The 22,737-nt window shown below is 70.0% G+C and carries 22 protein-coding genes; 17 read left to right on the top strand and 5 right to left on the bottom strand.

All coding sequences use genetic code 11. The features are described from left to right. Positions 1-30 precede the first annotated feature (30 nt). The 8 genes from DKM19_RS32170 (at position 31) to DKM19_RS32135 (ending at position 7,684) form a co-directional block, all read left to right on the top strand. A complete protein-coding gene (locus DKM19_RS32170; protein WP_089206480.1) occupies positions 31-1,122 on the top strand; it encodes a ring-opening amidohydrolase in 1,092 nt (363 codons plus the stop codon). A gap of 146 nt (positions 1,123-1,268) precedes the next feature. Next, positions 1,269-1,817 carry an SseB family protein gene (locus tag DKM19_RS32165; protein ID WP_110706149.1) on the top strand — a complete coding sequence of 183 codons (549 nt, stop codon included), beginning with the start codon at positions 1,269-1,271 and terminating at the stop codon, positions 1,815-1,817. 343 nt (positions 1,818-2,160) lie between these two features. Then, positions 2,161-2,841, top strand: a complete 681-nt coding sequence (locus DKM19_RS32160) for an A24 family peptidase (RefSeq protein ID WP_110700883.1) — start codon at positions 2,161-2,163, stop codon at positions 2,839-2,841. 377 nt (positions 2,842-3,218) lie between these two features. Continuing rightward, positions 3,219-4,397, top strand: coding sequence for a chorismate synthase (gene aroC, locus DKM19_RS32155; protein WP_110700882.1), 1,179 nt, complete (start codon positions 3,219-3,221; stop codon positions 4,395-4,397). A gap of 64 nt (positions 4,398-4,461) precedes the next feature. Further along, positions 4,462-4,965 (top strand): shikimate kinase, encoded by a 504-nt coding sequence (locus DKM19_RS32150; RefSeq protein ID WP_110700880.1) that lies wholly within the window; start codon positions 4,462-4,464, stop codon positions 4,963-4,965. After that, on the top strand, positions 4,962-6,038 hold the full coding sequence (gene aroB, locus DKM19_RS32145) for a 3-dehydroquinate synthase (protein WP_110700878.1): 1,077 nt from the start codon (positions 4,962-4,964) through the stop codon (positions 6,036-6,038). Before DKM19_RS32150 ends, aroB begins: the two co-directional genes overlap by 4 nt. Before the next feature lie 202 nt (positions 6,039-6,240). Continuing rightward, positions 6,241-6,678 (top strand): type II 3-dehydroquinate dehydratase, encoded by a 438-nt coding sequence (aroQ, locus tag DKM19_RS32140; RefSeq protein ID WP_110700876.1) that lies wholly within the window; start codon positions 6,241-6,243, stop codon positions 6,676-6,678. A gap of 202 nt (positions 6,679-6,880) precedes the next feature. Next, the gene (locus DKM19_RS32135) at positions 6,881-7,684 is read left to right on the top strand and encodes an SGNH/GDSL hydrolase family protein (protein ID WP_110706148.1); all 804 of its coding nucleotides are present in this window, start codon (positions 6,881-6,883) and stop codon (positions 7,682-7,684) included. 376 nt (positions 7,685-8,060) lie between these two features. On the opposite strand, the gene DKM19_RS32130 is transcribed toward DKM19_RS32135, so the two are convergent. Next, positions 8,061-10,190 carry an ATP-dependent DNA helicase gene (locus tag DKM19_RS32130; protein ID WP_110700874.1) on the bottom strand — a complete coding sequence of 710 codons (2,130 nt, stop codon included), beginning with the start codon at positions 10,188-10,190 and terminating at the stop codon, positions 8,061-8,063. Positions 10,191-10,454: 264 nt separating this feature from the next. Between DKM19_RS32130 and DKM19_RS32125 the strand changes: the two genes are divergently transcribed. Beyond that, positions 10,455-11,792, top strand: coding sequence for a hypothetical protein (locus DKM19_RS32125; RefSeq protein WP_162641938.1), 1,338 nt, complete (start codon positions 10,455-10,457; stop codon positions 11,790-11,792). 313 nt (positions 11,793-12,105) lie between these two features. Further along, the gene (locus DKM19_RS32120) at positions 12,106-13,698 is read left to right on the top strand and encodes a Na+/H+ antiporter (protein ID WP_110700870.1); all 1,593 of its coding nucleotides are present in this window, start codon (positions 12,106-12,108) and stop codon (positions 13,696-13,698) included. A gap of 155 nt (positions 13,699-13,853) precedes the next feature. Here DKM19_RS32120 and DKM19_RS32115 read toward each other — a convergent pair whose 3' ends face one another. Further along, a complete protein-coding gene (locus DKM19_RS32115) occupies positions 13,854-14,111 on the bottom strand; it encodes a ubiquitin carboxyl-terminal hydrolase 14 (protein WP_110700869.1) in 258 nt (85 codons plus the stop codon). A gap of 310 nt (positions 14,112-14,421) precedes the next feature. On the opposite strand from DKM19_RS32115, the gene DKM19_RS32110 reads away from it, so the two are divergent. From DKM19_RS32110 to DKM19_RS32090, 5 genes are all read left to right on the top strand, one after another. After that, the gene (locus DKM19_RS32110) at positions 14,422-14,826 is read left to right on the top strand and encodes a hypothetical protein (protein ID WP_110700867.1); all 405 of its coding nucleotides are present in this window, start codon (positions 14,422-14,424) and stop codon (positions 14,824-14,826) included. 57 nt (positions 14,827-14,883) lie between these two features. Further along, positions 14,884-15,225 (top strand): YidH family protein, encoded by a 342-nt coding sequence (locus tag DKM19_RS32105; RefSeq protein WP_089206491.1) that lies wholly within the window; start codon positions 14,884-14,886, stop codon positions 15,223-15,225. A 176-nt stretch (positions 15,226-15,401) separates the two neighbouring features. After that, positions 15,402-15,761, top strand: a complete 360-nt coding sequence (locus tag DKM19_RS32100) for a DUF202 domain-containing protein (protein ID WP_110700865.1) — start codon at positions 15,402-15,404, stop codon at positions 15,759-15,761. Positions 15,762-16,013: 252 nt separating this feature from the next. After that, entirely contained in the window at positions 16,014-16,733 is a 720-nt protein-coding gene (locus DKM19_RS32095) for a hypothetical protein (protein WP_110700863.1), read from the top strand. Between the two features lie 168 nt (positions 16,734-16,901). After that, positions 16,902-17,147 carry a hypothetical protein gene (locus DKM19_RS32090; RefSeq protein WP_204358340.1) on the top strand — a complete coding sequence of 82 codons (246 nt, stop codon included), beginning with the start codon at positions 16,902-16,904 and terminating at the stop codon, positions 17,145-17,147. A 70-nt stretch (positions 17,148-17,217) separates the two neighbouring features. On the opposite strand, the gene DKM19_RS51070 is transcribed toward DKM19_RS32090, so the two are convergent. Beyond that, complete coding sequence (locus tag DKM19_RS51070; protein ID WP_204358339.1) at positions 17,218-17,982, bottom strand: hypothetical protein; 765 nt, start codon at positions 17,980-17,982, stop codon at positions 17,218-17,220. A 630-nt stretch (positions 17,983-18,612) separates the two neighbouring features. On the opposite strand from DKM19_RS51070, the gene DKM19_RS32080 reads away from it, so the two are divergent. After that, positions 18,613-19,098: a glutathione peroxidase gene (locus tag DKM19_RS32080; protein ID WP_110700861.1), complete on the top strand. Its 486-nt coding sequence runs from the start codon at positions 18,613-18,615 to the stop codon at positions 19,096-19,098. Between the two features lie 9 nt (positions 19,099-19,107). Here DKM19_RS32080 and DKM19_RS32075 read toward each other — a convergent pair whose 3' ends face one another. Further along, entirely contained in the window at positions 19,108-20,106 is a 999-nt protein-coding gene (locus DKM19_RS32075; protein WP_110700859.1) for a LacI family DNA-binding transcriptional regulator, read from the bottom strand. A gap of 176 nt (positions 20,107-20,282) precedes the next feature. Here DKM19_RS32075 and DKM19_RS32070 point away from each other — a divergent pair, with 176 nt between their 5' ends. Then, positions 20,283-21,497 (top strand): ABC transporter ATP-binding protein, encoded by a 1,215-nt coding sequence (locus tag DKM19_RS32070; RefSeq protein ID WP_089206496.1) that lies wholly within the window; start codon positions 20,283-20,285, stop codon positions 21,495-21,497. Positions 21,498-21,807: 310 nt separating this feature from the next. Here the strand turns inward: DKM19_RS32070 and DKM19_RS32065 are convergent, their stop codons facing one another. Continuing rightward, positions 21,808-22,560, bottom strand: coding sequence for an SDR family oxidoreductase (locus DKM19_RS32065; protein WP_110700857.1), 753 nt, complete (start codon positions 22,558-22,560; stop codon positions 21,808-21,810). Positions 22,561-22,737: the final 177 nt, after the last annotated feature.

The raw sequence follows: 22,737 nt of genomic DNA, 5'->3' as shown, positions 1-22,737 counted from the left end.
TGAGTACGAACCAATTGAAAGGTGGCAGGGATGCCGGAACCGATTGAAGTACGCAAGGTGGCCATCGAGAGCGTGACCGACGCCTCCGGGCTGACCAGGCTCATCGACGACGGGGTGATCGAGGCGCACCGGGTGCTCGCGGTGATCGGCAAGACCGAGGGCAACGGCGGGGTGAACGACTACACCCGCATCCTGGCCGACCGCGCCTTCCGCGAGGTGCTCGCCGCCAAGGGCCATCCCTCCCCCGAGAGCGTCCCGCTGGTGTGGTCGGGCGGCACCGACGGCGTGCTCAGCCCGCACGCCACGATCTTCGCCACCACGGCGAACGCCGAGCCGGGCGACGAGCCGCGCGTCAGCGTCGGCATCGCGATGAGCGACGTCATCCTTCCCGAGGACATCGGCCGTCCCGCCATGGTGGAGAAGGTCGCCGCCGGGGTCCGCGAGGCGATGAAGGCCGCCGGGATCGACGATCCCGCCGACGTCCACTACGTCCAGACCAAGACGCCCCTGCTCACCCTGGCCACCATCAACGAGGCCAAGTCGCGCGGCAAGGACGTGGTCATCGAGGACACCGGCCCGTCCATGGACATCTCCAACTCCACCACCGCGCTCGGCATCGCCGTCGCGCTCGGTGAGATCGAGATGCCCGCCGCCGACCAGATCCACCGCGACCTGTCGCTCTTCTCCTCCGTCGCGTCCTGTTCCTCGGGCGTCGAGCTGGACCGGGCCCAGATCGTGGTCGTCGGCAACGTGCGCGGCATCGGTGGTCGCTACCGGATCGGCCACTCCGTCATGAAGGACGCGCTGGACGCCGACGGCATCTGGGAGGCCATCCGCTCCAGCGGCATCGACCTGCCCGAGCGCCCCCATCCGTCGGACCTGGGCGACAAACTGGTCAACGTCTTCATGAAGTGCGAAGCCGATCCGTCGGGCAGTGTCAGGGGACGCCGCAACATCATGCTCGACGACTCCGACGTGCACTGGCACCGTCAGATCAAGGCCACCGTCGGCGGGGTCGCGGCCAGCGTCACCGGCGATCCCGCGGTATTCGTCTCGGTCGCCGCGGTCCATCAGGGTCCCAGCGGCGGGGGTCCGGTGGCCGCCATCGCCGACCTGGGCTGACCCGTCTCACGCGAGCACGGGCCAGATCGCCGGCCGCCCGGGGATTCCGGGCGGCCCGGGGATTAGCGGGCGGGGACGTGCGGGTGAGGCGGGACCGCGGCGGGGCGGTCATGCCTCACCGCCGCCCGCGGGTAGGCTCCCGGTTCGTGCCGAGCATTCCGCAACCACTGGTCCCCGACGACGACGGCGGCGCCGACGTCTCCGTGACGTCCGCGCTCGCGGCCTTCGCCGCCGGTACGGCGGAGGCGGGTGAGGTGATGGCCGCGCTGGGCGGGGCCAGGCTGCTCGTCCCTGTGGTGGCGCTGCTGACCGACTCGGAGGTCGGGGAGCACGGGCTGAAGCAGGAGAAGGAGAGCGAGATGGCTCTCCCGAAGCTGGTCGGCAACGACGGGCGTGAGGCCGTGCCCGCCTTCACCGGGGCCGAGTCGCTGAAACTCTGGCGCCCCGACGCCCGGCCCATCCAGGCGACGGCCCTCCAGGTCTGCCAGGCCGCGGTGCAGGAGGGCGTGGCCGCCGTTGTCATCGACGTGGCGGGCCCGGTGCCCTTCGTGATCGAGGGAAGTCTCCTGCGGGCGCTCGCCGCGGTCGAGTCGGGCACGGTCGGCCGGCTGGGGCCCGAGGTCACCGTGGCGCGCATGGAGGAGGAGCCCGCTCCGCCTCCCCGGCGCCGGCGGTTCGGCTGGCCCTTCCGATAACGGCGCCGGCGCAGCCGATGGCCGGCCCTTCCGACAGTGGCGCCGGCGAAGCCGGCCACGTCGGAGGTGGCCACGTCGGAGGTGGACCCTTCCGGTGGCAACCTCGGGGGAAAGCGACGTCGACGGCCGGGATCACCGGGGGAAACCGGCGACGTCGACGGCCGGGATCACCGGGGCAATCACGGCGGCGGGGTCGCCGGAGCCGCGATGGAGAACGTGGGACGAGAACACCGTCATGACGGTGCCGGGTCTCGATGAACCGGGGAGACCTCCGTGAGCCGGTGCCGATGCGGACCCGGGCGCTCGGCGGACGGGGGAGGCCCCCGCGGATTATGGTCGTCGCGTGATCCTCCTCCCCGTTGTGGCGGCCCTGGCCGGTCTGGTGATCGGGCTCCGGACGCGCGTCCTGGTGGCCCGGTACGCCCCGGCCGAGGGGGAACCGTCCCGGCCGGGCAGGCCATCGTCGCCGGTCGTTCCGGTGGTCACCGCCCTGGCGCTCGGGGCGCTGGCCCTGCGGGCCGTGGCGGACCGCCCCGCCTCGGAGGCTTTCTTTCCGCCGGATGCCACGTGGGTGGGGGAGCTTCTCGCCTTCTGGTGGCTGGCGGTGATCGCCGTGACGCTGGCCTTCATCGACCTGGCCGTCTACCGGCTCCCCGACGGGCTCACCCTCGCGGCGTACCTCGGGACCGGCGGCCTGCTCGCGGTGGCGGCCCTGACCGGAGGACGATTCGACGATCTTCTCAGGGCGGGACTGGCGGGCGCCGCGCTGGCGGCCTTCTATCTGGCGCTATTCCTGGTCAATCCGGCGGGGATGGGACTGGGCGACGTCAAGCTCGCGGCAAGCCTGGGCACCGCGCTCGGCTGGCTCGGCTGGGAGACCGTGGTCATCGGGGCGTTCCTGGGCTTTGTCGCGGGCGGCCTCTACGGTGTCGCGCTGATGGTCGCGGGCCGTGCGGGCCGCAAGAGTGAGATCCCCTTCGGCCCATTCATGATCATTGGCGCGTTCGCGGCGCTCCTGATCTGACGTCCTCCCCGCCCCGAAGGACTCCGCCGGCCGATTCCCGTCGGGCCACGTCCGGTATCGCGGTCGGACGCGCGGGTCGAGAAGATCCACAACGAATCGGCCGGCAAGGTCCCGAAGAGCGAGGCTTCCACGCTGCGGATGCTCGGTGACCCGTGCCACCGGATGCCGGTCGGCGCTACCCCGCCCGGTGCTCGTACGACCCGGTGCCGGTCTGGCCGACCCCGTTATGACCAGCTGGCCCGATGCGGGTTTGTACAGCCTTGTTGTGATTCATGTGACCCGATGTCGGGCGGTACGACCGTTTCGGCATGCCGGCCGACGTCTCACCCGGTGAGCTGGGGCCATTCCAGTGGGCGGCACATGGAAGACTTGTCATCATGTTGCGCTGGTTGACTGCCGGAGAGTCCCACGGCCCCGAGCTCGTCGCGATCCTGGAAGGCATGCCCGCCGGGGTGGAGGTGACCACGGCCCATATCGATGAGGCGCTGGCGAGACGTCGTCTGGGCTACGGCCGCGGCGCCCGGATGAAGTTCGAGCAGGACGTGGTGAACGTCGTGGGCGGCGTGCGGCACGGTCGCACGCTCGGCAGCCCCGTCGCCATCCGCGTGGGCAACACCGAGTGGCCCAAGTGGGAGACCGTCATGGCGGCCGACCCCGTGGACCCCGCGTTGCTGGAGGGGCAGGCCCGAAACGCGCCGCGCTCGCGTCCCCGGCCCGGCCACGCGGACCTCGCCGGGATGCAGAAGTACGGCTTCGACGACGCCCGCCCCGTGCTCGACAGGGCCAGCGCCCGCGAGACCGCCGCCCGTGTCGCGCTCGGCCAGGTCGCCCGGAGCTTCCTCAAGCAGGCCCTCGGCGTTGACATCGTCAGCCACGTCGTCTCGATCGGCGAGGCGCAGACCACCCCGGGCGTCATGCCCGGCCCCGGCGACCTGGCGGCGATCGACGCCGATCCGGTGCGCTGCGCCGATCCGGCAGGCAGCGCCGCGATGGTCGCCGAGATCGACAAGGCGCACAAGGACGGCGACACCCTCGGAGGGGTCGTCGAGGTGATCGCCTACGGACTGCCTCCGGGCCTGGGTAGCTACACCCACTGGGACCGGCGCCTCGACGCCCGCCTCGCCGCCGGCCTGATGGGCATCCAGGCGATCAAGGGCGTCGCCGTCGGCGACGGCTTCGAGACCGCCCGCCGCCCCGGCTCCAGGGCCCACGACGAGATCGAGAACACCGCGGACGGGGTCCACCGGATCACCAACCGGGCGGGCGGCGTCGAGGGCGGTATGACCAACGGCGAGCCGCTGCGCGTCAGCGCGGCGATGAAGCCGATCTCCACCGTGCCCCGGGCGCTGGCCACCATCGACGTGCTGACCGGCGAGGCGGCCAAGGCCCACCACGAGCGCTCCGACGTGTGCGCGGTCCCGGCCGCCGCGATCGTCGCCGAGGCGATGGTCGCGCTGATCCTGGCCGACGCCGCGATCGAGAAGTTCGGCGGCGACTCCGTCGAGGAGGTCGCGCGCAACCTGTCCGGATACCTTTCTTCGATGGTGATCAAGTGAGCGGGCGCACCCGCGGGAGCCGCATCGACTCCCGGGCGGGCGAGACGCGAGCTGAGGAGGCACAGTGAGTCCCCGAGTAGTGCTGATCGGTCCTCCCGGATCGGGCAAGTCCACCGTCGGCCAGCTTCTGGCCGACCGCTTCGGGGTCGCCTTCCGTGACACCGACCTCGACGTGGAGACCGTGGCGGGCAAGTCGGTGGGCGACATCTTCATCGAGGACGGCGAGGAGCGCTTCCGCGAGCTGGAGGCGGAGGCCGTACGGCGGGCGCTGGCCGAGCACGGCGGCGTGCTGTCCCTCGGCGGTGGCGCCATCCTGGACGAGGCGACGCGCGAGCTGCTGGCCGGTCACACGGTGGTCTACCTGGAGATCGGTCTTTCACAGGCCGTGCAGCGGGTGGGTCTGGCCTCGGCGCGCCCCCTGCTGGTGCTGAACCCGCGCAGCCAGCTGAAGAAGCTGATGGACGCCCGCCGCCCGATCTACGAGGGCCTGGCCCGGATCACCGTGGCGACCGACGAGCGCAAGCCCGACGAGGTCGTCGACGAGATCGTGAAGGGCCTGGAGCCGTGACGATCTCCAGGATCAAGGTCGACGGAGACACCCCCTACGACGTGGTGGTCGGCGCCGGGGTGCTCGGCGAGCTCCCCGGCCTTCTCGGGCCCAAGGTCCGCACCGTCGCCGTGATCCACCCGGCGAGCCTGCCGGAGATCGCGCGGCCGGTCTGCGGCGCGATCGAGGCGGCCGGATACGAGGTCGTCGCGCTGCCGGTGCCCGACGCCGAGCGGGCCAAGACGATCGAGGTGGCCGCCGAGCTCTGGTCGGCCTTCGGCCGTCACGGCATCACGCGATCCGACGCCGTGGTCGGCGTCGGCGGGGGAGCCACCACCGACCTGGCCGGCTTCGTCGCCGCCACCTGGCTACGTGGTGTCAAGGTCGTGCAGGTGCCGACGACCCTGCTCGGCATGGTCGACGCCGCGGTGGGCGGCAAGACCGGCATCAACACCCCCGAGGGCAAGAACCTGGTCGGTTCCTTCTCCCCTCCGGCCGGGGTCCTGTGCGACCTGGCCACGCTGGTCTCGGTGCCCCGCGACGACTACGTCGGCGGTCTCGCGGAGATCATCAAGGGCGGTTTCATCGCCGACCCGACGATCCTGACGCTCATCGAGGACGACCCCGAGGGCGCCAGGCTCCCCGAGGGACGGCACACCCGCGAGCTGATCGAACGGAAGATCCAGATCAAGGCCGACGTGGTCGGGGCCGACCTGCGTGAGGGCGGCCTGCGGGAGATCCTCAACTACGGACACACCCTGGCCCACGCCATCGAGCGGGTCGAGCGTTACCAGATGCGTCACGGCGAGGCCGTCGCCATCGGCATGGTCTACGCCGCCGAGCTGTCCCGCCTGGCCGGCAGGATCGGCCCCGACCTTGTGGAGCGGACCCGGTCCATCCTGACCTCGGTCGGGCTGCCCACCGCCTACCGCCGCGAGGCCTGGCCCGAGCTCCGCGACCACATGCGCCTGGACAAGAAGAGCCGCGGCGCCAAGCTCCGTTTCATCCTCCTGGACGACCTGGCGAAGCTCTCCCCGCTGGAGGACCCGCCGGAGGCGCTGCTCGAAGCCGCCTACGACGAGGTGGCCCGTTGAGTAACGGGTGCGACCCGCCCGAGGTGCGCGCGAAATGACGGACGAAGCGGCTCGGCTCCGATATGCGGAGTGACGGGCGGAGCGGCTCGGTCGCGGTGCGCGAGGCGACGGGCGGAGCCGCGGATGAAACGGCGTGGAGTGGTGAGCACAGAACGTCGGCCGTGTCGCAGACACGCGGCCATTGAAGAGTGGTAGTGATTCCATGAGATCCGTCTATGTGCTCAACGGCCCGAACCTGTCGCGGCTCGGCACCCGTGAGCCCGACGTCTACGGCGCGGAGACCTTCGCGGACCTGACAGCGCTCTGCCGGGAGACCGGCCGGGAGCTGGGCCTCTCGGTGGAGGTCCGGCAGACCGACGACGAGGCCGAGATGCTCGGCTGGCTGCACGAGGCGGCCGACGGCCGGGTGCCGGTGGTGCTGAACCCGGCGGCGTTCACCCACTACTCCTACGCGCTGCGCGACGCCATCGCCCAGCGCACCGCGCCCCTGGTCGAGGTGCACATCTCCAACCCGGCCGCCCGCGAGGAGTTCCGGCACAACTCGGTGGTCGCCGCCGTGGCCACCGGTACGATCGCAGGCTTCGGCCTGAGGTCCTACGTGCTCGCGCTGCACGCCATCGCCGAGACCTCTGCTGAGTGAGTGCCCGATGAGCGACCCGGTGAGTGACCCGATGAACGGTCCGGCGAGCGGCCCCACGAGTGATCCGATGAACGGCCACTCAGCGAGCGACCCGATGAACGGCCTGGTGAATGGTTCGGCGGGTGACCCGATGAACGGTCCGGTGAATGGTTCGGCGGGTGACCCGATGAACGGTCCGGTGAATGGCTCGGCGGGTGATCCGATGAACGGCCTGGCGAGTGACTCGGCGAGTGGCCCCGCGCGCGACCGCTCCTTCTCCTCGTTCGTCGCCCTCGGCGACAGCTTCACCGAGGGGCTGAACGACCCCGGTGTGAACGGTCACTTCCGGGGCTGGGCCGACCGGGTCGCCGAGCGGCTGGCCGCGCTCGACCCGGACTTCCGCTACGCCAACCTCGCCGTGCGCGGCAAGCTCATCGACCAGATCGTCGAGCACCAGGTTCCGCGGGCGATCGAGATGCGGCCCGACCTGGTCAGTTTCTGCGCCGGAGGCAACGACCTGCTCCGGCCGGGCAGCGACCCCGACCGGATGGCCAAGAAGCTGGCGGGAGCCGTACGGGACCTGCGGGCCACCGGCGCGGAGGTGCTGCTGTTCACCGGCGTGGACCCGCGCGACACCCCGATCATGCGCCGCGCCCGCGGCACGTTCGCGATCTTCTACATGCACGTCAGGTCCATATCCGAGCTGTACGGCTGCCGCCTGGTCGACCAGTGGTCGATGCAGGGCCTGCGCGACTGGCGGGCATGGAGCGACGACCGCCTGCACATGAACGAGGAGGGCCACCGCATCGTGGCCGCCAAGATCTGCCAGGTGCTCGGGATCGACTGCGACGACGACTGGCGCAAGGTCTGGCCGCCCCGCGAGCACGTGGACCGCAGGGCCAAGCGCCGCGAGGACGCCCAGTGGGTCCGCGAGCACTTCGGCCCCTGGCTCGGCCGCCGCCTGCGCGGGCGTTCCTCGGGTGACGCCGTCGATCCCAAGCGCCCGGATCTGAGGATCTTTCCCTAGCGGCCGCCTCCGGACGTCGAGCATCCGTCGTCGTATGACCGGCTCCTGACGGGGCGGGCTTTCCGGCAACCCGGGCTTTCCGGCAACCCGGGCTTTCCGGCAACCCGGGCTTTCCGGCGATCCCGGAGTGACAGGCCACCGGCTCGCCGGGCCGGGTCCGGCGGCGCCGGAACGGTGCGCTGCCGGGAAACGGGAAACGCGGATCTTTCCGTTCTCGGCAGCGGCCTCACCCCGACGCCTCGACGACGAGCTGAGGCGCTCGTCAAAAGCCGCATGCAGATATCTCCGGGACGAGCTGAGGTGCTCTTCCTGGAGGCGCCGGCGCCTCCAGGAAGATCCAGGGCACGCTTGTCGCGAGGCCCCCGGCCGACAGTCCCTATGACGAGCCGAGGCGCTTGAGGGCGTCGCGGACCTTCGCGGGGTCGTTGGTGGGCCAGAAGGGCGGCAGGGAGTCGCGCAGGAAGCTCCCGTAGCGGGCCGTCGCCAGGCGGGGGTCCAGGATCGCGACCACGCCCTTGTCGTGCTGGCTGCGGAGCAGCCGGCCCGCACCCTGGGCGAGAAGCAGGGCGGCGTGGGTGGCGGCGACGGCCATGAAGCCGTTGCCGCCCTTGGCGGCGACGTGGCGCTGGCGGGCGGAGCTCAGGGGGTCGTCCGGGCGGGGGAAGGGGATGCGGTCGATGATGACCAGCCGCAGCGAGGGGCCAGGCACGTCCACGCCCTGCCAGAGGGACAGGGTGCCGAACAGGCAGGTCGGCTCGTCCTCCGCGAACTGCTTGACCAGCAGCATCGTGGAGTCGTCGCCCTGGCAGAGCAGGGGCACGCTCAGGCGGTCCCTCAGGGCCTCGGTGGCGGCCTTGGCCGCGCGCATCGAGGAGAACAGGCCGAGGGTGCGGCCCCCGGCGGCCTCGATCAGCTCGGTGATCTCGTCGAGGTAGGCCTCGGGCAGGCCGTCGCGGCCCGGCTGCGGCAGGTGCTTGGCGACGTAGAGGATGCCGCTGCGGGGATGGTCGAAGGGCGAGCCGACGTCCATGCCGGTCCAGCCGGCCCGCTTCCTCGGCCGAGCCTTGGCTCCGTCCTTCGCCCCGTCTCTGGCTCCGTTCTTCGGCTCGTCCCCGGTCTCGCCGTTCGCGGTGCTCGCGGTCAGCCGGGCCTCGTCCTTCGCACCGTCTCCGGAACCCAGACCCCACTGGCGGGCCAGGCCGTCGAAGGCGCCGCCCAGAGCGAGCGTGGCCGAGGTGAGGATCACCGTCCGGTCGCCGAAGAGCTTGTCGCGGAGCATGCCCGCCACGGTGAGCGGCGCCACCCGGAGCAGGGGCGGGCGTCGCTCGGTGCCCGCCTCCAGCCAGACCACCTCGGCCCGGTCGATCTCCTCGGCGTGACCGAAGGCGTCAAGCATCCGCTGCGCGGTGTCGTGGATCTCGTCCAGGGCGGTGAAGGCAGCCTTGCGCAGGCCCGCGCCCTCGGGGTCGTCCTTGTCGGCGCCCATCCGAGGGCCGAGGGAGGTGATGCACGCCCACGCCGAGTCGCGGACCAGGGCGAGCGTCATCCCGAGCACCTGGGGCAGCTCGTCGAGGCGCCCGGCGGGCGCGGCGGCGAGCAGGGCCTTGAGATCCTCTCCCGACTCCATGAGCCGGTCGGAGGTGGGCTGGTCGATCAGCCTGCCGACCCGGCGCACGGCCAGCGAGACCATGTTCTCGGACAGCTCGCCGGTCACCACCGAGGTGACCCGATCGACCAGCTCGTGGGCCTCGTCCACCACGACCACGTCGTGCTCGGGCAGGAGGGGGAAGTCCTCCATCGCGTCGATGGCGAGCAGGGCGTGGTTGGTGACGACGACGTCGGCCTCCCCGGCGCGGGCCCGTGCCAGCTCGGCGAAGCACTCCGGCCCGCTCGGGCAGCGCGTGGCGCCCAGGCACTCCCTGGCACTCACCGAGAACTGCCGCCACGCCTGCTCGTTGACACCGGGGACGAGCTCGTCGCGGTCGCCGGTCTCGGTCTCGTTCGCCCAGTCCTGGATGCGCTGGACCATGCGCCCCGTCGCGTTCACCTCGCGGGGGTCGAAGAGCTGGTCCTGCTCGTCGTCGGGCCATCCGGCACTCGCCTTGTAACGGCACAGGTAGTTGCGGCGGCCCTTGAGGATCGCGAACTTGGGCTCGTGCGGCAGCTGCGGGGCGAGCGCCTCGGCGAGGCGGGGCAGGTCGCGGTCCACGAGCTGGCGCTGGAGCGCGATGGTGGCGGTGGAGACGACCACGGCTCCCTCGGAGGTCATCGCGTGCCGGATCGAGGGGATCAGGTAGGCCAGGGACTTGCCCGTGCCCGTGCCCGCCTGAACGGCCAGGTGGTCACCCGACTCGATCGAGTGCTGCACCGCCTGGACCATCTTTATCTGGCCGGGGCGCTCGACCCCGCCGACGGCTTCGACGGCGATGCTCAGCAAATCCTCAACTGGGGGAATATCCACCTTTGAGGAGACGTCTTCGGGAGGGGCGATGGAGTCGGTTGGCACGACAGCCAACCGTACCCGCTCGCCCTGACAATCGCGGCTGCTCCGGGGAGTCACTGCGCGGACGCATCGCGGTATTCGCAAACCTGGGGCTCATGTTCCGTGGCAAACTGGCTCGATCACCCGGCTCGCCAATCCCCCAAAGGTCAAGGAAGATCTACCGTTCTGGTGTTGCTGGGGCGGAAGATGGGGGTGGAAAGGTCGGTTCGGTAGAGTTTTCTGAGGTCGAGTGGACGAATAAAGGCTGGCTGAAGCACTATGTCTTCCATGTCGGAAGTTGTCCCGTTGCCGTCGTTCGGCGAGGTGTTCTTTGACGAGCGTGGCCAGGAGCGGGTGCTCCGGGTCACTTGGCACGAAGGCACGCTGGTGCTGAGCCTGTGGCGCGGTGAGATGTGCACTGCGAGTTTCCGCATGCCCATGGACGACGTGGGACGTCTGGTCGACACCCTCGACGAGGGTTTTGTCGAGGCCGGAGGCCAGTATCCCGACGAGGCGGGCGAGCCCGCGCACATGGTCGAGCACCAGGTGCACGGTGAGTTCCCCGCCACCGGGCAGTATGCCCGGCCGCGCTCGGAGGACTACGCCCAGCCTCCGCAGCCGTACGCCGACCCGGTCGGTCACGCCCCGCCGCTCGACGAGCCACGCCAGGTCGCCACCCTCGGGCCCAACGACGTGCTCGTCGCCCGGGGCACCGCGCCACAGTCCCCGGATCGATCCCAGGACCGGATGGCCGCCTACGGCGCGGGCGACGCGGTGCCGCGCGAGAACATGATCGTGGGCGACGCCCTGCCCTACGGGCAGTCCGCGGGGCCGCTCGGCTCCGGCGAGCCGATGTACCAGATGCCCGGCGACCGCTACCCGACCTCGCAACCGGATCCCTACGGCGCCTCGCAGGGCCATCAGGATCTGTACGGCGCGTCCGACCCGTACGGCGCCTCTCCTGACCCGTACGGCACGCCGGGCCAGCAGCCCGACGCGTTCGCCGTTCCGGGAGGCCAGCCGGACCCGTACGGCGTGCCTCCCCAGCAGCCCGTGGACCCGTTCACCGCGCCGGCGGGCCGGCAGCCGGTCGACCCCTTCGCGGCCCACGCCGACCAGTTCCCGGCGTCCGCGCACCAGTCGCACGCCGACCCCTACACGCCCCAGGGGCAGCAGCACTCCACCGACCCCTTCGGGTTCGCGGCCCAGCAGCAACAGCAGCAGCCCGCCTACCAGGCCCAGCCCGACCCCTACGGCTACCCCGCCCCGGTCCAGCCCGACCTCTACGCGTTCGGCGCCCAGCAACCCGGCCCGCCGCAGTCCCCGCAGGCCGGTCACCCGGCGGACCTGCGCGACCTGTACGGCGCGCCGCCCGCCTACCAGCAACAGAACGTGGACCCGTCCGACCCGCTGGGCCTGCGCGGCCAGCAGCCCGAGCAGTTGGCGCCGCGCCCCTACATCCAGGAGCCGTCGCACGCCACCGGGGAGAGACTCCGTCCCGAGCAGCGCTACGACGAGCAGCGTTACGACGAGCGGCGCCATGACGACCAGGGTTACGACGATCGGCGGGACGAGCGCCGCGAAGGGCGGCGCCGGGACGAGCGAGACGAGCGCCGCGACTGGTGATCGGGCCGTCAGGGCCCCCGCCATCGGCGAGGCGTCGACCGGTGATCGGGCCGTCAGGGTCCTCCCGCCATCTGTGAGGCGCCTGGCCCGCGCGTGAAGCGGCAGGACGTTGACGCGGGTGGCGCGGTGTGGCGTCGAGGTCATGCGCGAGGGTGGGGCGGGCAGACCCCGGCCAGGTGGAGGCGATCACGGCCGCGGAGCCCGTGCGCGTGTATGGAACGGTTGCGCGTACTCTGCGTACGGTAATTCCGCGTTAATGCGCGTATGTGAGCATGGTTCCGCATGCTGATCGTTCTCTGTCGGTAGGGGTGGGATGGACCAGGCTCTGGCGGTACAGATACTGGTGGTGCCGGTCATCGCGATCGCGGTGGCCGCCGTGGCGAGGCGCATGGGGTGGTCGTCCCCGCTGGTGCTGGTGCTGGTCGGGCTGGTGCTGTCGCCGCTGGTTCCCGGCTACCAGCTGGACCCCAACCTGATCCTGCTGGTGTTCCTGCCGCCGCTGCTCTACTCCGCCGCGATCGACAGCTCCTACCTGAGGCTCAAGGCCTTCCGCAGCCCGGTCGCGCTGCTCTCGATCGGCCTGGTGCTGTTCACCACGCTGGTCATCGGGTGGGTCGTCCACCTGCTCATGCCCGAGCTGCCGCTGGCCGCCGCGTTCGCGCTGGGCGCGATCGTGGCGCCGCCGGACGCCGTCGCCGCGGTCGCGGTGGCCCGCAGGCTCGGGCTGCCCCGCAAGGTGGTGACCATCCTGGTGGGGGAGAGCCTGTTCAACGACGCCACCGCGCTCACCCTCTACCGGGTGACCATCGCGGCGGCGCTGGGCCAGGGGGCGGCCACCTGGCAGTCCGTGACCATCGAGTTCGTCCGTTCGGCGGTGGGCGGCGTGCTGGTCGGGGTCGTGCTCGCCTGGATACTCGCCCGCGTGCTGCTGAGCCTGCGCGACGCGCTCGTCGAGAACACGGTCATGCTGCTCACCCCGTTCGCGGTCTACTTCGTGGCCGAGAGCCCGTACATCCACGTCTCCGGCGTGATCGCCGTCGTGATCGTCGGTCTCTACATCGGGCACCGCATGCCCCGGGCGGGCTTCGGCACCCGGCTGCTGTCCGACGCCGTCTGGCGAGTCATGGACTTCTTCCTGGAGTCGATCGTCTTCGTGCTGATCGGCCTGCAGATGTGGCCCATCATGAGTGCGCTGGACTGGGACGACCGGTGGAAGCTCACGGGGATGGCGCTGGCGGTCTTCGCCGCCGCGGTGCTCGCCAGGGTCGTCTGGGTCGTGCCCACCAGCTACCTGCCGGGATTTTTGGCCAGGAGGTTCCGGGGGCGCGAGCCGCATCCGGTGGCCTGGCAGAACGTGGCGATCGTGAGCTGGGCGGGCATGCGCGGGGTGGTCTCCCTCGCGGCGGCCTTCGCCATCCCCCTGGAATTCGAGGGCCGGCCCACACTGCTCTTCCTCACCTTCGTGGTGGTGATCGGAACCCTGCTGGTCCAGGGTCTGTCGTTCCCGGCGCTGATCCGCCGGCTGAAGGTCTCCAACGAACAGGAGCTCTACACCGACAACCTGGCCGAGGCGGCCGCCCAGCAGGCGGCCGCCTCCGCCGGGCTCGCCCGGCTGGATGAGCTTGTCGCCGAGGGCGTCGCCGACGTCCACGAGGACATCGTGGAGCAGCTCAGGTCACGGTCCGAACGCCGGACCCTCACGGCCTGGGAGCGGCTCGGCGGCGGCACGGGCCAGGAGGGGGAGGAGACCCCCAGCACGATCTACCGGCGGCTGCGCAGGGAGATGCTGGTCGTCGAGCGTGAGGTGTTCGTACGGTTCCGCGACGAGCGACGCATCGAGGACGAGGTGCTCCGCAGGATCATCCACGAGATCGACTTCGAAGAGGCCACCCTGGAGCGGGACTGACGGCCCGTGAGGCCATCCCGCGAGGAGGACCGGCTCCGTGAACGCCTGATGGGAAAGGACCGTCCCCCGTCAGGCCGCCCCGCGAGGAGGACCGGCCCCGGCAGGAGCCGGCCGTCCGGCGGTGACGTCTGTTCTACGCCCGAGGACGGGCCCCTCTAGCCGATGACGTTGTCCACGAAGCACCAGCGCCAGTTCTCGCCCGGCTCGAAGGACGCCATGACCGGGTGGCCGGTCTCCTTGTAGTGGGCCGTGGCGTGCTTGCTGGGCGATGAGTCACAACAACCGATGTGCCCGCACGTAAGACATTTGCGCAGGTGAACCCAGCGTGTGCCGGCCGCCAGGCATTCCTCGCACCCCTGCGGCGTCCCAGGGGACGGGTTCTGCGCCTCAACGATGTGCTCACAAACACTCATGTTCTCCCCTTACTTAGACATCCAATGATCGTACTTCCAGAGCCGGGTTCCAACTCGGCCGCCTTGCCCCGTACGGCGGAGGTCCGGCACAACCGTTCGGAGAACTTCAGTGATTCCCTTTCCCCGTTCCCGCTTCATCGACCGTGCACGCCGTGCGGGGCCATGCCGAGCCGTTCTCGCTTCGCGGAGCGGCAGGTCGTGCGCCCGCGCGGGCCACATGGTGAGCGTCTCCCGCTCCGCGGAGCGGGAGGCGGACAATGACCGCCGCGACAGGCGCCTGTCGCGGCGGCCCGTTGGGTAGGGTCGAGGCATGCGACCTCTCCCGCGACGAATTCCCATCCTCTCCGCCTCGGTTCTGGCCGCTTTCCTCGTCATCACCGGATGTTCCGAAATCCAGGACGTGAGCCAGGGCATCGACAAGGCTCAGCAGTGCGTTCAGGCCACGGGCATCGTCACCGAGACGGCGGCGAAGGTCGCCGGCCTGGTCAACGACCCCGCCGAAATGGAGAAGGCGCTGAACGACGGCGCCGCCAAACTCGGCACTCTGGCTGACGAGGCGGCCAACACCACGCTCAAGGAAGCCGCCGAAGGCGTTTCCAAGGACCTTGAGGGACTGAACGCCACAAACGCCAACAACGCCGTCGACGCGGCCCAGAAGGTCGCGACCGACTCGGTGAAGTGGGTCGAGCAGCTGGCCGGCGCCTGCAGCGGCTGAGCCTCCGCTCAATCCCGGGTTCTCTAGGGGGAATGTGGCTGAAATAGCGTCGTTCTCATGAAGACCCTGGAAAACGAGCCAGACCCCCGGTTCACGCTCGCGAACGAACGAACGTTCCTGACCTGGCTGAGCACGTCGCTCGCGCTGAGCGCGGGCGGCGTCGCTATGGCGGCGGTCTCCGCCGACGTCTTCGTGCCCTGGATGCGGACCGTGCTCGCGGTCATCCTCGTGTCGCTGTCCGCCCTGTCGGCTGCGATGGCGTACCCCCGTTGGCGCCTGATCCAGCGCGCCCTGCGCCGCGCCGCCCCGCTCCCGCCCCCGGCCCTCGCGCCCCTGTTCGGCTACGGCGTGGCCGCCGTAGCCGTTCTCGCCCTGGTCCTCATCCTGTTCCGCCGATGAGCTTTCGGGGAGAGGAGTCTCCGGATCTGCCGTCGAGCCTCCAGGGAGAGGAGTCTCCGGATCTGCCGTCGAGCCTCCAGGGAGAGGAGTCTCCGGATCTGCCGTCGAGCCTTCGGGGAGAGGAGTCTCCTGCTTCGCCGATGAGTCCCCAGGGAGAGGAGCCTTCGGATTCGCCGATGAGTCTCAGGGGAGAGGAGCCTTCGGACCTGCCGTCGAGCCTCAGGGGAGGGGAAGGCCTGCAGAGCGAACGGACCCGGCTGGCCTGGGTTCGCACCGCCGCGCTGCTGGCCGTCACCGGCCTGGGCGGCGCGGGCCTCGCCCTGCGCACCGGCACACCTGCGATCGCCATAATCCCCTTCGCCCCGGCCGTCTTCTGCGGCGCGCTCCTGCTCACCGGTACCGGTACCCGCTACCGGAACGCCCAGGAGGCCGTCCGGGGAGGCCGCCCCCTCGACAACCGGGTGGACGCCCTCATCGCCTGGCTCGGAACCCTCGCCGTCACCCTCGGAGCGCTCAGCCTCGTGCTCACCCGGTAGGTACGCGCTGGCCGTCCGGTCCGTCCGGTCCGTCCGGGTCGCTCGTCTGTCCGGCCTGCCTGATCCGTCCGGGTCACTCGACCATCCGGTCCATCCGGTCCATCCGGTCTGCCTGGTCCGTCCGGGTCGCTCGTCCATCCGGTCCGCCCGGTCCGTTCGGGGGGGTCGACGGTGGGTGGCGGGTGGCCGGTTAGCTGCCAGGCATCGAATGACGTCTCCTGACCCATCAAAAATGGGGCAAGATGGCGCAGCATGTCACGCTTCGATGATCTGCCGGGCTACGCGGCATCGATCGCTCCGCTGATCGATGCCGTTCACCTGGGTGTCCATGTCGCGAGCCGGCCAATCGGCCGGGAGCTCGTCAGGCAGTCGGGTCTTCAGACGGAGCTGATGATCGATCTCCGCTACGTGCTCCCCATCCGGCCGCTGACCCCCGAGGGACTGACCGCCCTCTACCGCTACAACCCCTTTGACCGGGCCGAGATCGAGGCGCAGATCGCACAGGGCATCCTCGTCGACGACGGCGAGCTGCACGCGACGGACATCTCGCTCGCGTTCATCGAGGCCCTGTACGAGGTGCACGCGACGGTGACCGGCGCGTTGTGGGCGGACCACGCCGACCGGCTGCCCGAGCTCGCGGACCTCGCCGGACGACTCCTGGCGGCCGGCGCGGACAGCGGCGGCGCGGCCTTCGCCCAGGCCTCGCCGCCCTACGAGCCGGAGGGAACCCCCGCGGGCGTGCTCCTGTTCAACCGGCTGGCCGCGCTGCGCTACCACCGCGCCGACGTTCACGCCGCCGTCTGGGCGGAGGAGGGTTTCACCGCCGCGCAGATCATCGCCCTGACGCCGGGCGCCGTCCGCGACCGGATCGAGGCGGAGACGAACCGCCGCGCGGCCGTGCCGTACGAGACCCTGACCACGAGGGAGCGACAGACCCTGCTGCTGGGTCTGAGCGCCCTCGATCTGCCGTGACGTGCGGAGGGATGTACCGGAGGTTCGAGCGCCCTCGGCCTGCCGTGACGTACGAAGACTGAGCGTCTTCGACCTGCCGTGACGTACGGGGGTGAGCGTCTTCGGCCTGCCCTGACGTACGGAAGGTCAGGAGTCGACGCCGAGGGCCACCGTCTCGGCGACCTCCGCGTGGCGTTCGGTCTCGGACTTGCTCAGGCCCAGGGTCTCGTGGGCTCACTGCTGCGGGAGGTCGGGGTGACCCCGACGTTCGCTCCGACCCACGGCCTGGACCTCGCGGTCAAGGATGTCGATCCCCAGCTGTTCCCCGAGGGGAGCGGGCTCGCCTCGGTGCTGAGCGACTGCGACCACCAGTCGGAGTTCGAGTTCGGCCTGGAACTGCTCGTAAAGGCGATAACCGTACGGCTGAAAAGGTGACGCCCGGGACCGGCCAGGTCCCGGGCGTCACCAGGGAGCGTTCCCTTCCCCTGGAAGCTCCCCGGCGGGGTCAGTACCAGTTACTGGACTGGAAGTGACCCCATGCGCCGCACGGTGACCCGTAACGGCTTTTGATGTAGTTCAGACCCCAGTGGATCTGTGTGAACGGGTTGTACCGCCAGTCCCCGCCACTGCCGCCCATTTTCGAACCCGGCAGCGCCTGCGGGATGCCGTAGGCCCCCGAGGACTGGTTGTAGGCCCGGTGATTCCAGTTGCTCTCCCTGGTCCAGAGGCTGTCCAGACATCGGAACTGGCTGTGTGACCACGCGCGGCGGGAGACGAGGCGATAAGCGATCGCCTTGTTCCTGCCCTTGGCGGTCCTTGTGGCCAGCCTGATCCTGGGTGCGACCTTGGTGGACCAGGTGCTCTGGTGGATGGCGACGCTGGGCCTCGCCCGGATGGACGAGGTTCCGCCGAGGGCCGTCACGCCGGGGTTCGCCCGGGTGGGCCAGGTGCTTCGACGGATCGCGACCCCGGGCTTCGCCCGGGTGGTTGAGGTGCTCTCGCGGACCACGGCCCTGGGTGCGGCCTTGGTGGACCAGATGCCCTCGTGGACCGTGACCCCAGGCTCGGCCTGGGCGGTCCTGATGTTCTCGCGGATCGTGACCCCAGGTTCGGCCTGGGTGGACCATGAGTCCTCGCGGACCGTCTCCTCCGTTCCTTTCCCGGATGGTTCGACGGTCTCCTCTGCTCGCCCCACCGCCGCCGATCCGACCATGGTCGACGCGGCGATCATGGTCACGACGGTGTTGCGCACAAGGCGGTAGCTGTTCAAGGTGATCCTTGTCCTCTGGCCGCGTGCGGGAGGCACGTGAGGGCACGAGGTGCTCTCACGTGCTTGGCGATCCAGCGCCCGTGGCTCGGGTGAGGAATGCCCGCGTGGTCTCGCCGGCCTGTTTCCGGCATGAGACACCGCGACGATCTCTCTAGGCCGCTTTCTAGTACGCCGAGGGATCATTGAGAGGCGGATGCGACACGCGGAGGAAAGGTGTTTGCCCGATCTTCGTGGTCTAAAGGCGATTCGGCGGGTACCGAATTACGACAGGCGATTCTTCTCTATGGAGGACCGAACCGAAAATAGCTTCGGCATGGGGTTTCAAATCGGGGCCGGCTCCGCGACGGGAAAAGAGCTCGCACCCCATATGGTGATCCGCGGCACTCCCCGGGGCGGTTCGGACCCCGCGGGGCCACCGTCCGCCCGGGCCCCGCGGGGAGGCCGATGCGACGTCCGGACGGCTCTGCGGCGGTCATGCCGACATCGCCTGTCGGTTTTTGTGTCAACGAAGGGTCCGCAGGTGACAAAAGGCCTGGTGAATGGTTTGACATCTCATATATCGCATCGATGATGTCGCACCCCCCGGGGGCACCGGCTCTCCAATGCGACACGAGGATTAGGCTGCGGAGCATGAGTCTCCGTGATACCCCTCTCAGCACTCTCACCGGCGTGTCCACCACCCTGGCCGAGCTGGCCGGTGACAGGTCCGTCCTGATTGTCAACGTGGCCTCCAGATGTGGCCTTACCCCCCAGTACGCCGGACTGGTCGGCCTCCAGCAGGCCTATGGCGAACGGGGCTTCACCGTCGTCGGCGTCCCCTGCAACCAGTTCGCCGGTCAGGAGCCGGGCACCGCCGAGGAGATCCAGGAGTTCTGCTCCGTCACCTACGGCGTGGACTTTCCCCTGCTCGCCAAGACCGACGTCAACGGGGAGGACCGGCACCCGCTCTACGTCGAGCTCACCTCTACTCCCGATGTCGAGGGGGAGGCCGGAGACGTCAAATGGAACTTCGAGAAGTTCCTGGTCTCGCGCGAGGGAGAGGTGCTGGCCCGGTTCAGGCCGGGCACCCAGCCCGACGACCCCGCGGTCGTCGAGGCGATCGAGAAGTCTCTCTGACCGATCGGTTCAACCGTTCTTGTTCGGCGTCCTCCTGGGCGCGCAGCTACCCCTGACGATCAGCTCGGTGGGCAGCAGCACGCCGCGCGGGCGCCGGCCACCTTCGCGCAGCACCAGTTCGGCCGCGCGGTAGCCGATGTCCTGGGCCGGCTGGGCGATCACGGTCAGCGGCGGAGCGCACAGCTCGGCCCAGGGCACGTCGTCAAACATGATCAGTGACAGGTCCCTGGGCACCCGCAGGTCCAGCTCCCTGGCGGCCAGCACGGCCGCCTCGCCCAGCAGGTTGCCCCCGGCGAGCACGGCGGTCAGGTCGGGCCGGTGCTGGAAGAGCCCGGCGGCGGCGGCGTAGGCGGAGTCGCGGCTGCCCCGCGCGACGACGATGAGCTCCTCGTCCACGAGGGAGCCCAGCGCCTGGCGGAAGACCGACAGGCGCTGCTCCTGCCCGGGGCCGCCCAGATAGGCGATGCGGCGGTGGCCCAGCCCCGTCAGGTAGTCCACCGCGGTCCGTACGCCGGCGCGGTCGTCGGCCAGCACCGCGGGCACGTCGTCGTGCCCCGTCGAGAGCCGGTGGGCGAAGACCATGGTGAGCCCGGCCCGCAGGGTCGGCGCCCAGATCTCCCCGTCGCCGGAGGGAACCGCGATCACCCGGTCCACGCCCTGTTCCATCAGCATGCCGATCAGCTCGGCCTCGCGCTCCGGGTCGTCGCCGGTCGTGCCCAGGATCACCGGCTCGCCCGCCGAGCGAGCACAGGCCAGCACGCCGTCGGCCAGGCGGCCGTAGAAGGTGTCGGTGATGTCGGGCAGCAGCAGCCCGATCCCGCCCGATCTCTGCTGGCGCAGGTTGCGGCCGAGTGCGCTGGGCCGGTAGTCGAGCTGGGCGGCCACGTTCAGCACCCGCTCCCTGGTCTCGGGACTCGCCGAGCCGCCGGACAGGACTCGTGACACCGTGGCGACCCCGACCCCGGCTGCTCCCGCGACGTCTTTGATGGTCGTACGACGCATGCTCATGGAAACGATTCCATCATGGTTTCCGTGGTCAATCCAGTGCGGAGAGGTAACAGAAGTGCTTCTGACAAGCCAAAATCGACCTACCTCTTGACACTGATGTCCGTTTCCGGTGAGATGCATGAAAACGTATCCACACCGGGTAAACACGGGGTTGGCCCGAAGCGCTAAGGACTTTCATGGCTTCCATCGTTCTCAGCAAAGTCGACAAGATCTATGCAGGCGGCGTAAAAGCCGTGAACGCTCTCGACCTTGAGATCAAGGACGGGGAGTTCATGGTTCTGGTGGGGCCGTCGGGCTGCGGCAAGTCCACCGCCCTGCGCATGATCGCCGGTCTCGAGGACATCAGCGGCGGCGAGATCTTCATCGGTGACAAGATGGTCAACCATCTGCCCCCGAAGGACCGTGACATCGCCATGGTCTTCCAGAACTACGCGCTCTACCCGCACATGACCGTCGAGGAGAACCTCGCCTTCGGTCTGAAGCTCCGCAAGATGCCCAAGGCGGACATCGCCAAGCGCGTCGGCGAGGCCGCCAAGATGCTCGGCCTCGAGCAGTACCTCAAGCGCAAGCCCGCCGCGCTCTCCGGTGGTCAGCGTCAGCGTGTCGCGATGGGCCGCGCGATCGTGCGTGAGCCCCAGGCCTTCCTCATGGACGAGCCGCTGTCGAACCTGGACGCCAAGCTCCGCGTCTCCATGCGCGCCTCCCTCAACACCCTGCACGAGCGCCTGGGCGTGACGACCGTCTACGTCACCCACGACCAGGTCGAGGCCATGACCCTCGGCAACCGCGTCTGCGTCCTGCGCGACGGTCTCCTCCAGCAGGTCGACACCCCGCAGAACCTGTTCGACAAGCCGGTCAACCTGTTCGTCGCCGGCTTCATGGGCTCCCCCTCGATGAACTTCGTCACCGCCGAGCTGGTGCGCGGTGACGGTGGCGCCTACGTCGCCTTCGCCGACCTTCGCCTGCCGGTGCCGGAGTCGACCTTCGCCGAGAAGCCCGGCCTCGACCAGTACTTCGGCAAGAAGATCATCCTGGGCATCCGTCCCTCCGACTTCGAGGACTCGACCGCGGCCAACGGCTCCGCCGGCGGCTGGACGCACCTGCAGGTCCGCGCCGAGGTCACCGAGGAGCTGGGCTCCGAGATCAACGTGCTGTTCCTGATCGACGCCCCGCCGGTCGTGCACCAGGACACGGTCGCCGCGGCCGACGCCGGTGACGACGAGGAGGCGACCCTCCCGCTCGTCGGCGACAAGTCGCTGTGGACCGCCCGCGTCAACTCGCGTAGCCACGTCCGCCCCGGCCAGACCATCGAGCTGGTCGTGGACACCCACAACCTGCACTTCTTCGACCCGGTCTCGGGCCTGGCGATCGGCCACGAGGCCAACGTCTGAGTCTGAGTGACCCCGCGGGCCGCGAGGCCCGCCCAAGACCAACCTCGTAAGCCGAAAAGGCCCGCGCCACGACCCCCTCCCGTGGCGCGGGTCCTTTCGTCTTCCCGGATGCCCGCGCCGAGGTCGGGATGGGGCGTTCTCTCCGCAGATTCGGTGCCAACGCGCCAACGCGCCAACGCGCCAACGCGCCAACGCGGCTACACGGCCTTGGTTCTCCACCGCGCCGACGTGATGGGCCGGTGTGATCGGCGGGCCGGGTGCGAGGCCGTTCCAGCCCTCCTCACGGAGCGCGGGAACGGCGGGGCCGCGACTACCGGCGGACGAAACGGCGGGAGACCTCGGCGGCCAGCCGGTGGGGGACCAGCGTGCCGATCCTGGTGATGACCTTGTAGCGCAGGTCGGGAATGCTCACCCATGAGCCGCGGGCCAGATCGCGCATGGCCTCGCCGACCACCTTGTCCGCCGACAGCCAGAGGAACCCGGGGAGACCCGACATGTCAATCGAGGCGCGGTCGTGGAACTCGGTGCGCACGAATCCCGGGCACAGCGCCATCACCCGCACGCGGCTGCCGGCCAGCTCCGCGGCCATGGACTCGCTGAAGCTGACCACCCACGCCTTGGACGCGCTGTAGGTGCCCTGGGGGAAGAACGCCGCCACCGACGCCACATTGATCACCGCGCCGCGGCCGCGCTTTTTCATTCCGGGCAGCGCGGCCAGCGTCAGTCGCAGGACCGCCTCGCAGTGAATCTTGAGCATCCGCCGCTCGTCGTCCACGGGCACGTCGGAGGCGGCGCCGCCATGGCCGAAGCCCGCGTTGTTGACGAGCAGGTCGACTCCCCGGCGGAGCCGTTCCTCGACCGCCTCCAGGCCCTCGTCGGCCGACAGGTCGGCCGGGAGCACCTCGGAGCTCACCCCGTAGCGCAGGCGCAGCTCCTCGGCGGTGGCGGACAGGCGCTCGCCGTCGCGGGCGACGAGGACGAGGGAGAAACCGTCGGCGGCCAGACGGCGGGCGAAGGCGGCGCCGATGCCGGCGGTCGCTCCCGTGATCAGTGCGGTTGGCATGTACGCAGTCTAAGATCGCGCCATCGGATCCCCTAACCTCCACGGTCCCCGCGATTCGCGATGGGCTCGGCGGAGCACGGGCCGGGACCATCGCGTGCCCAGGTGGACCGCGGAACCTTTGCCGCGATGTCTGGGTAGAAGGCAGTCAGTCAGGTAGTCGCCGATTATTGAAGGATA

The organism is Streptosporangium sp. 'caverna', from assembly GCF_003203775.1.
In the GTDB taxonomy this organism is placed as follows: domain Bacteria; phylum Actinomycetota; class Actinomycetes; order Streptosporangiales; family Streptosporangiaceae; genus Streptosporangium; species Streptosporangium subroseum.
Note: the sequence above shows the minus strand (reverse complement) of the source record. Positions and strands in the feature narration are given on the sequence as shown.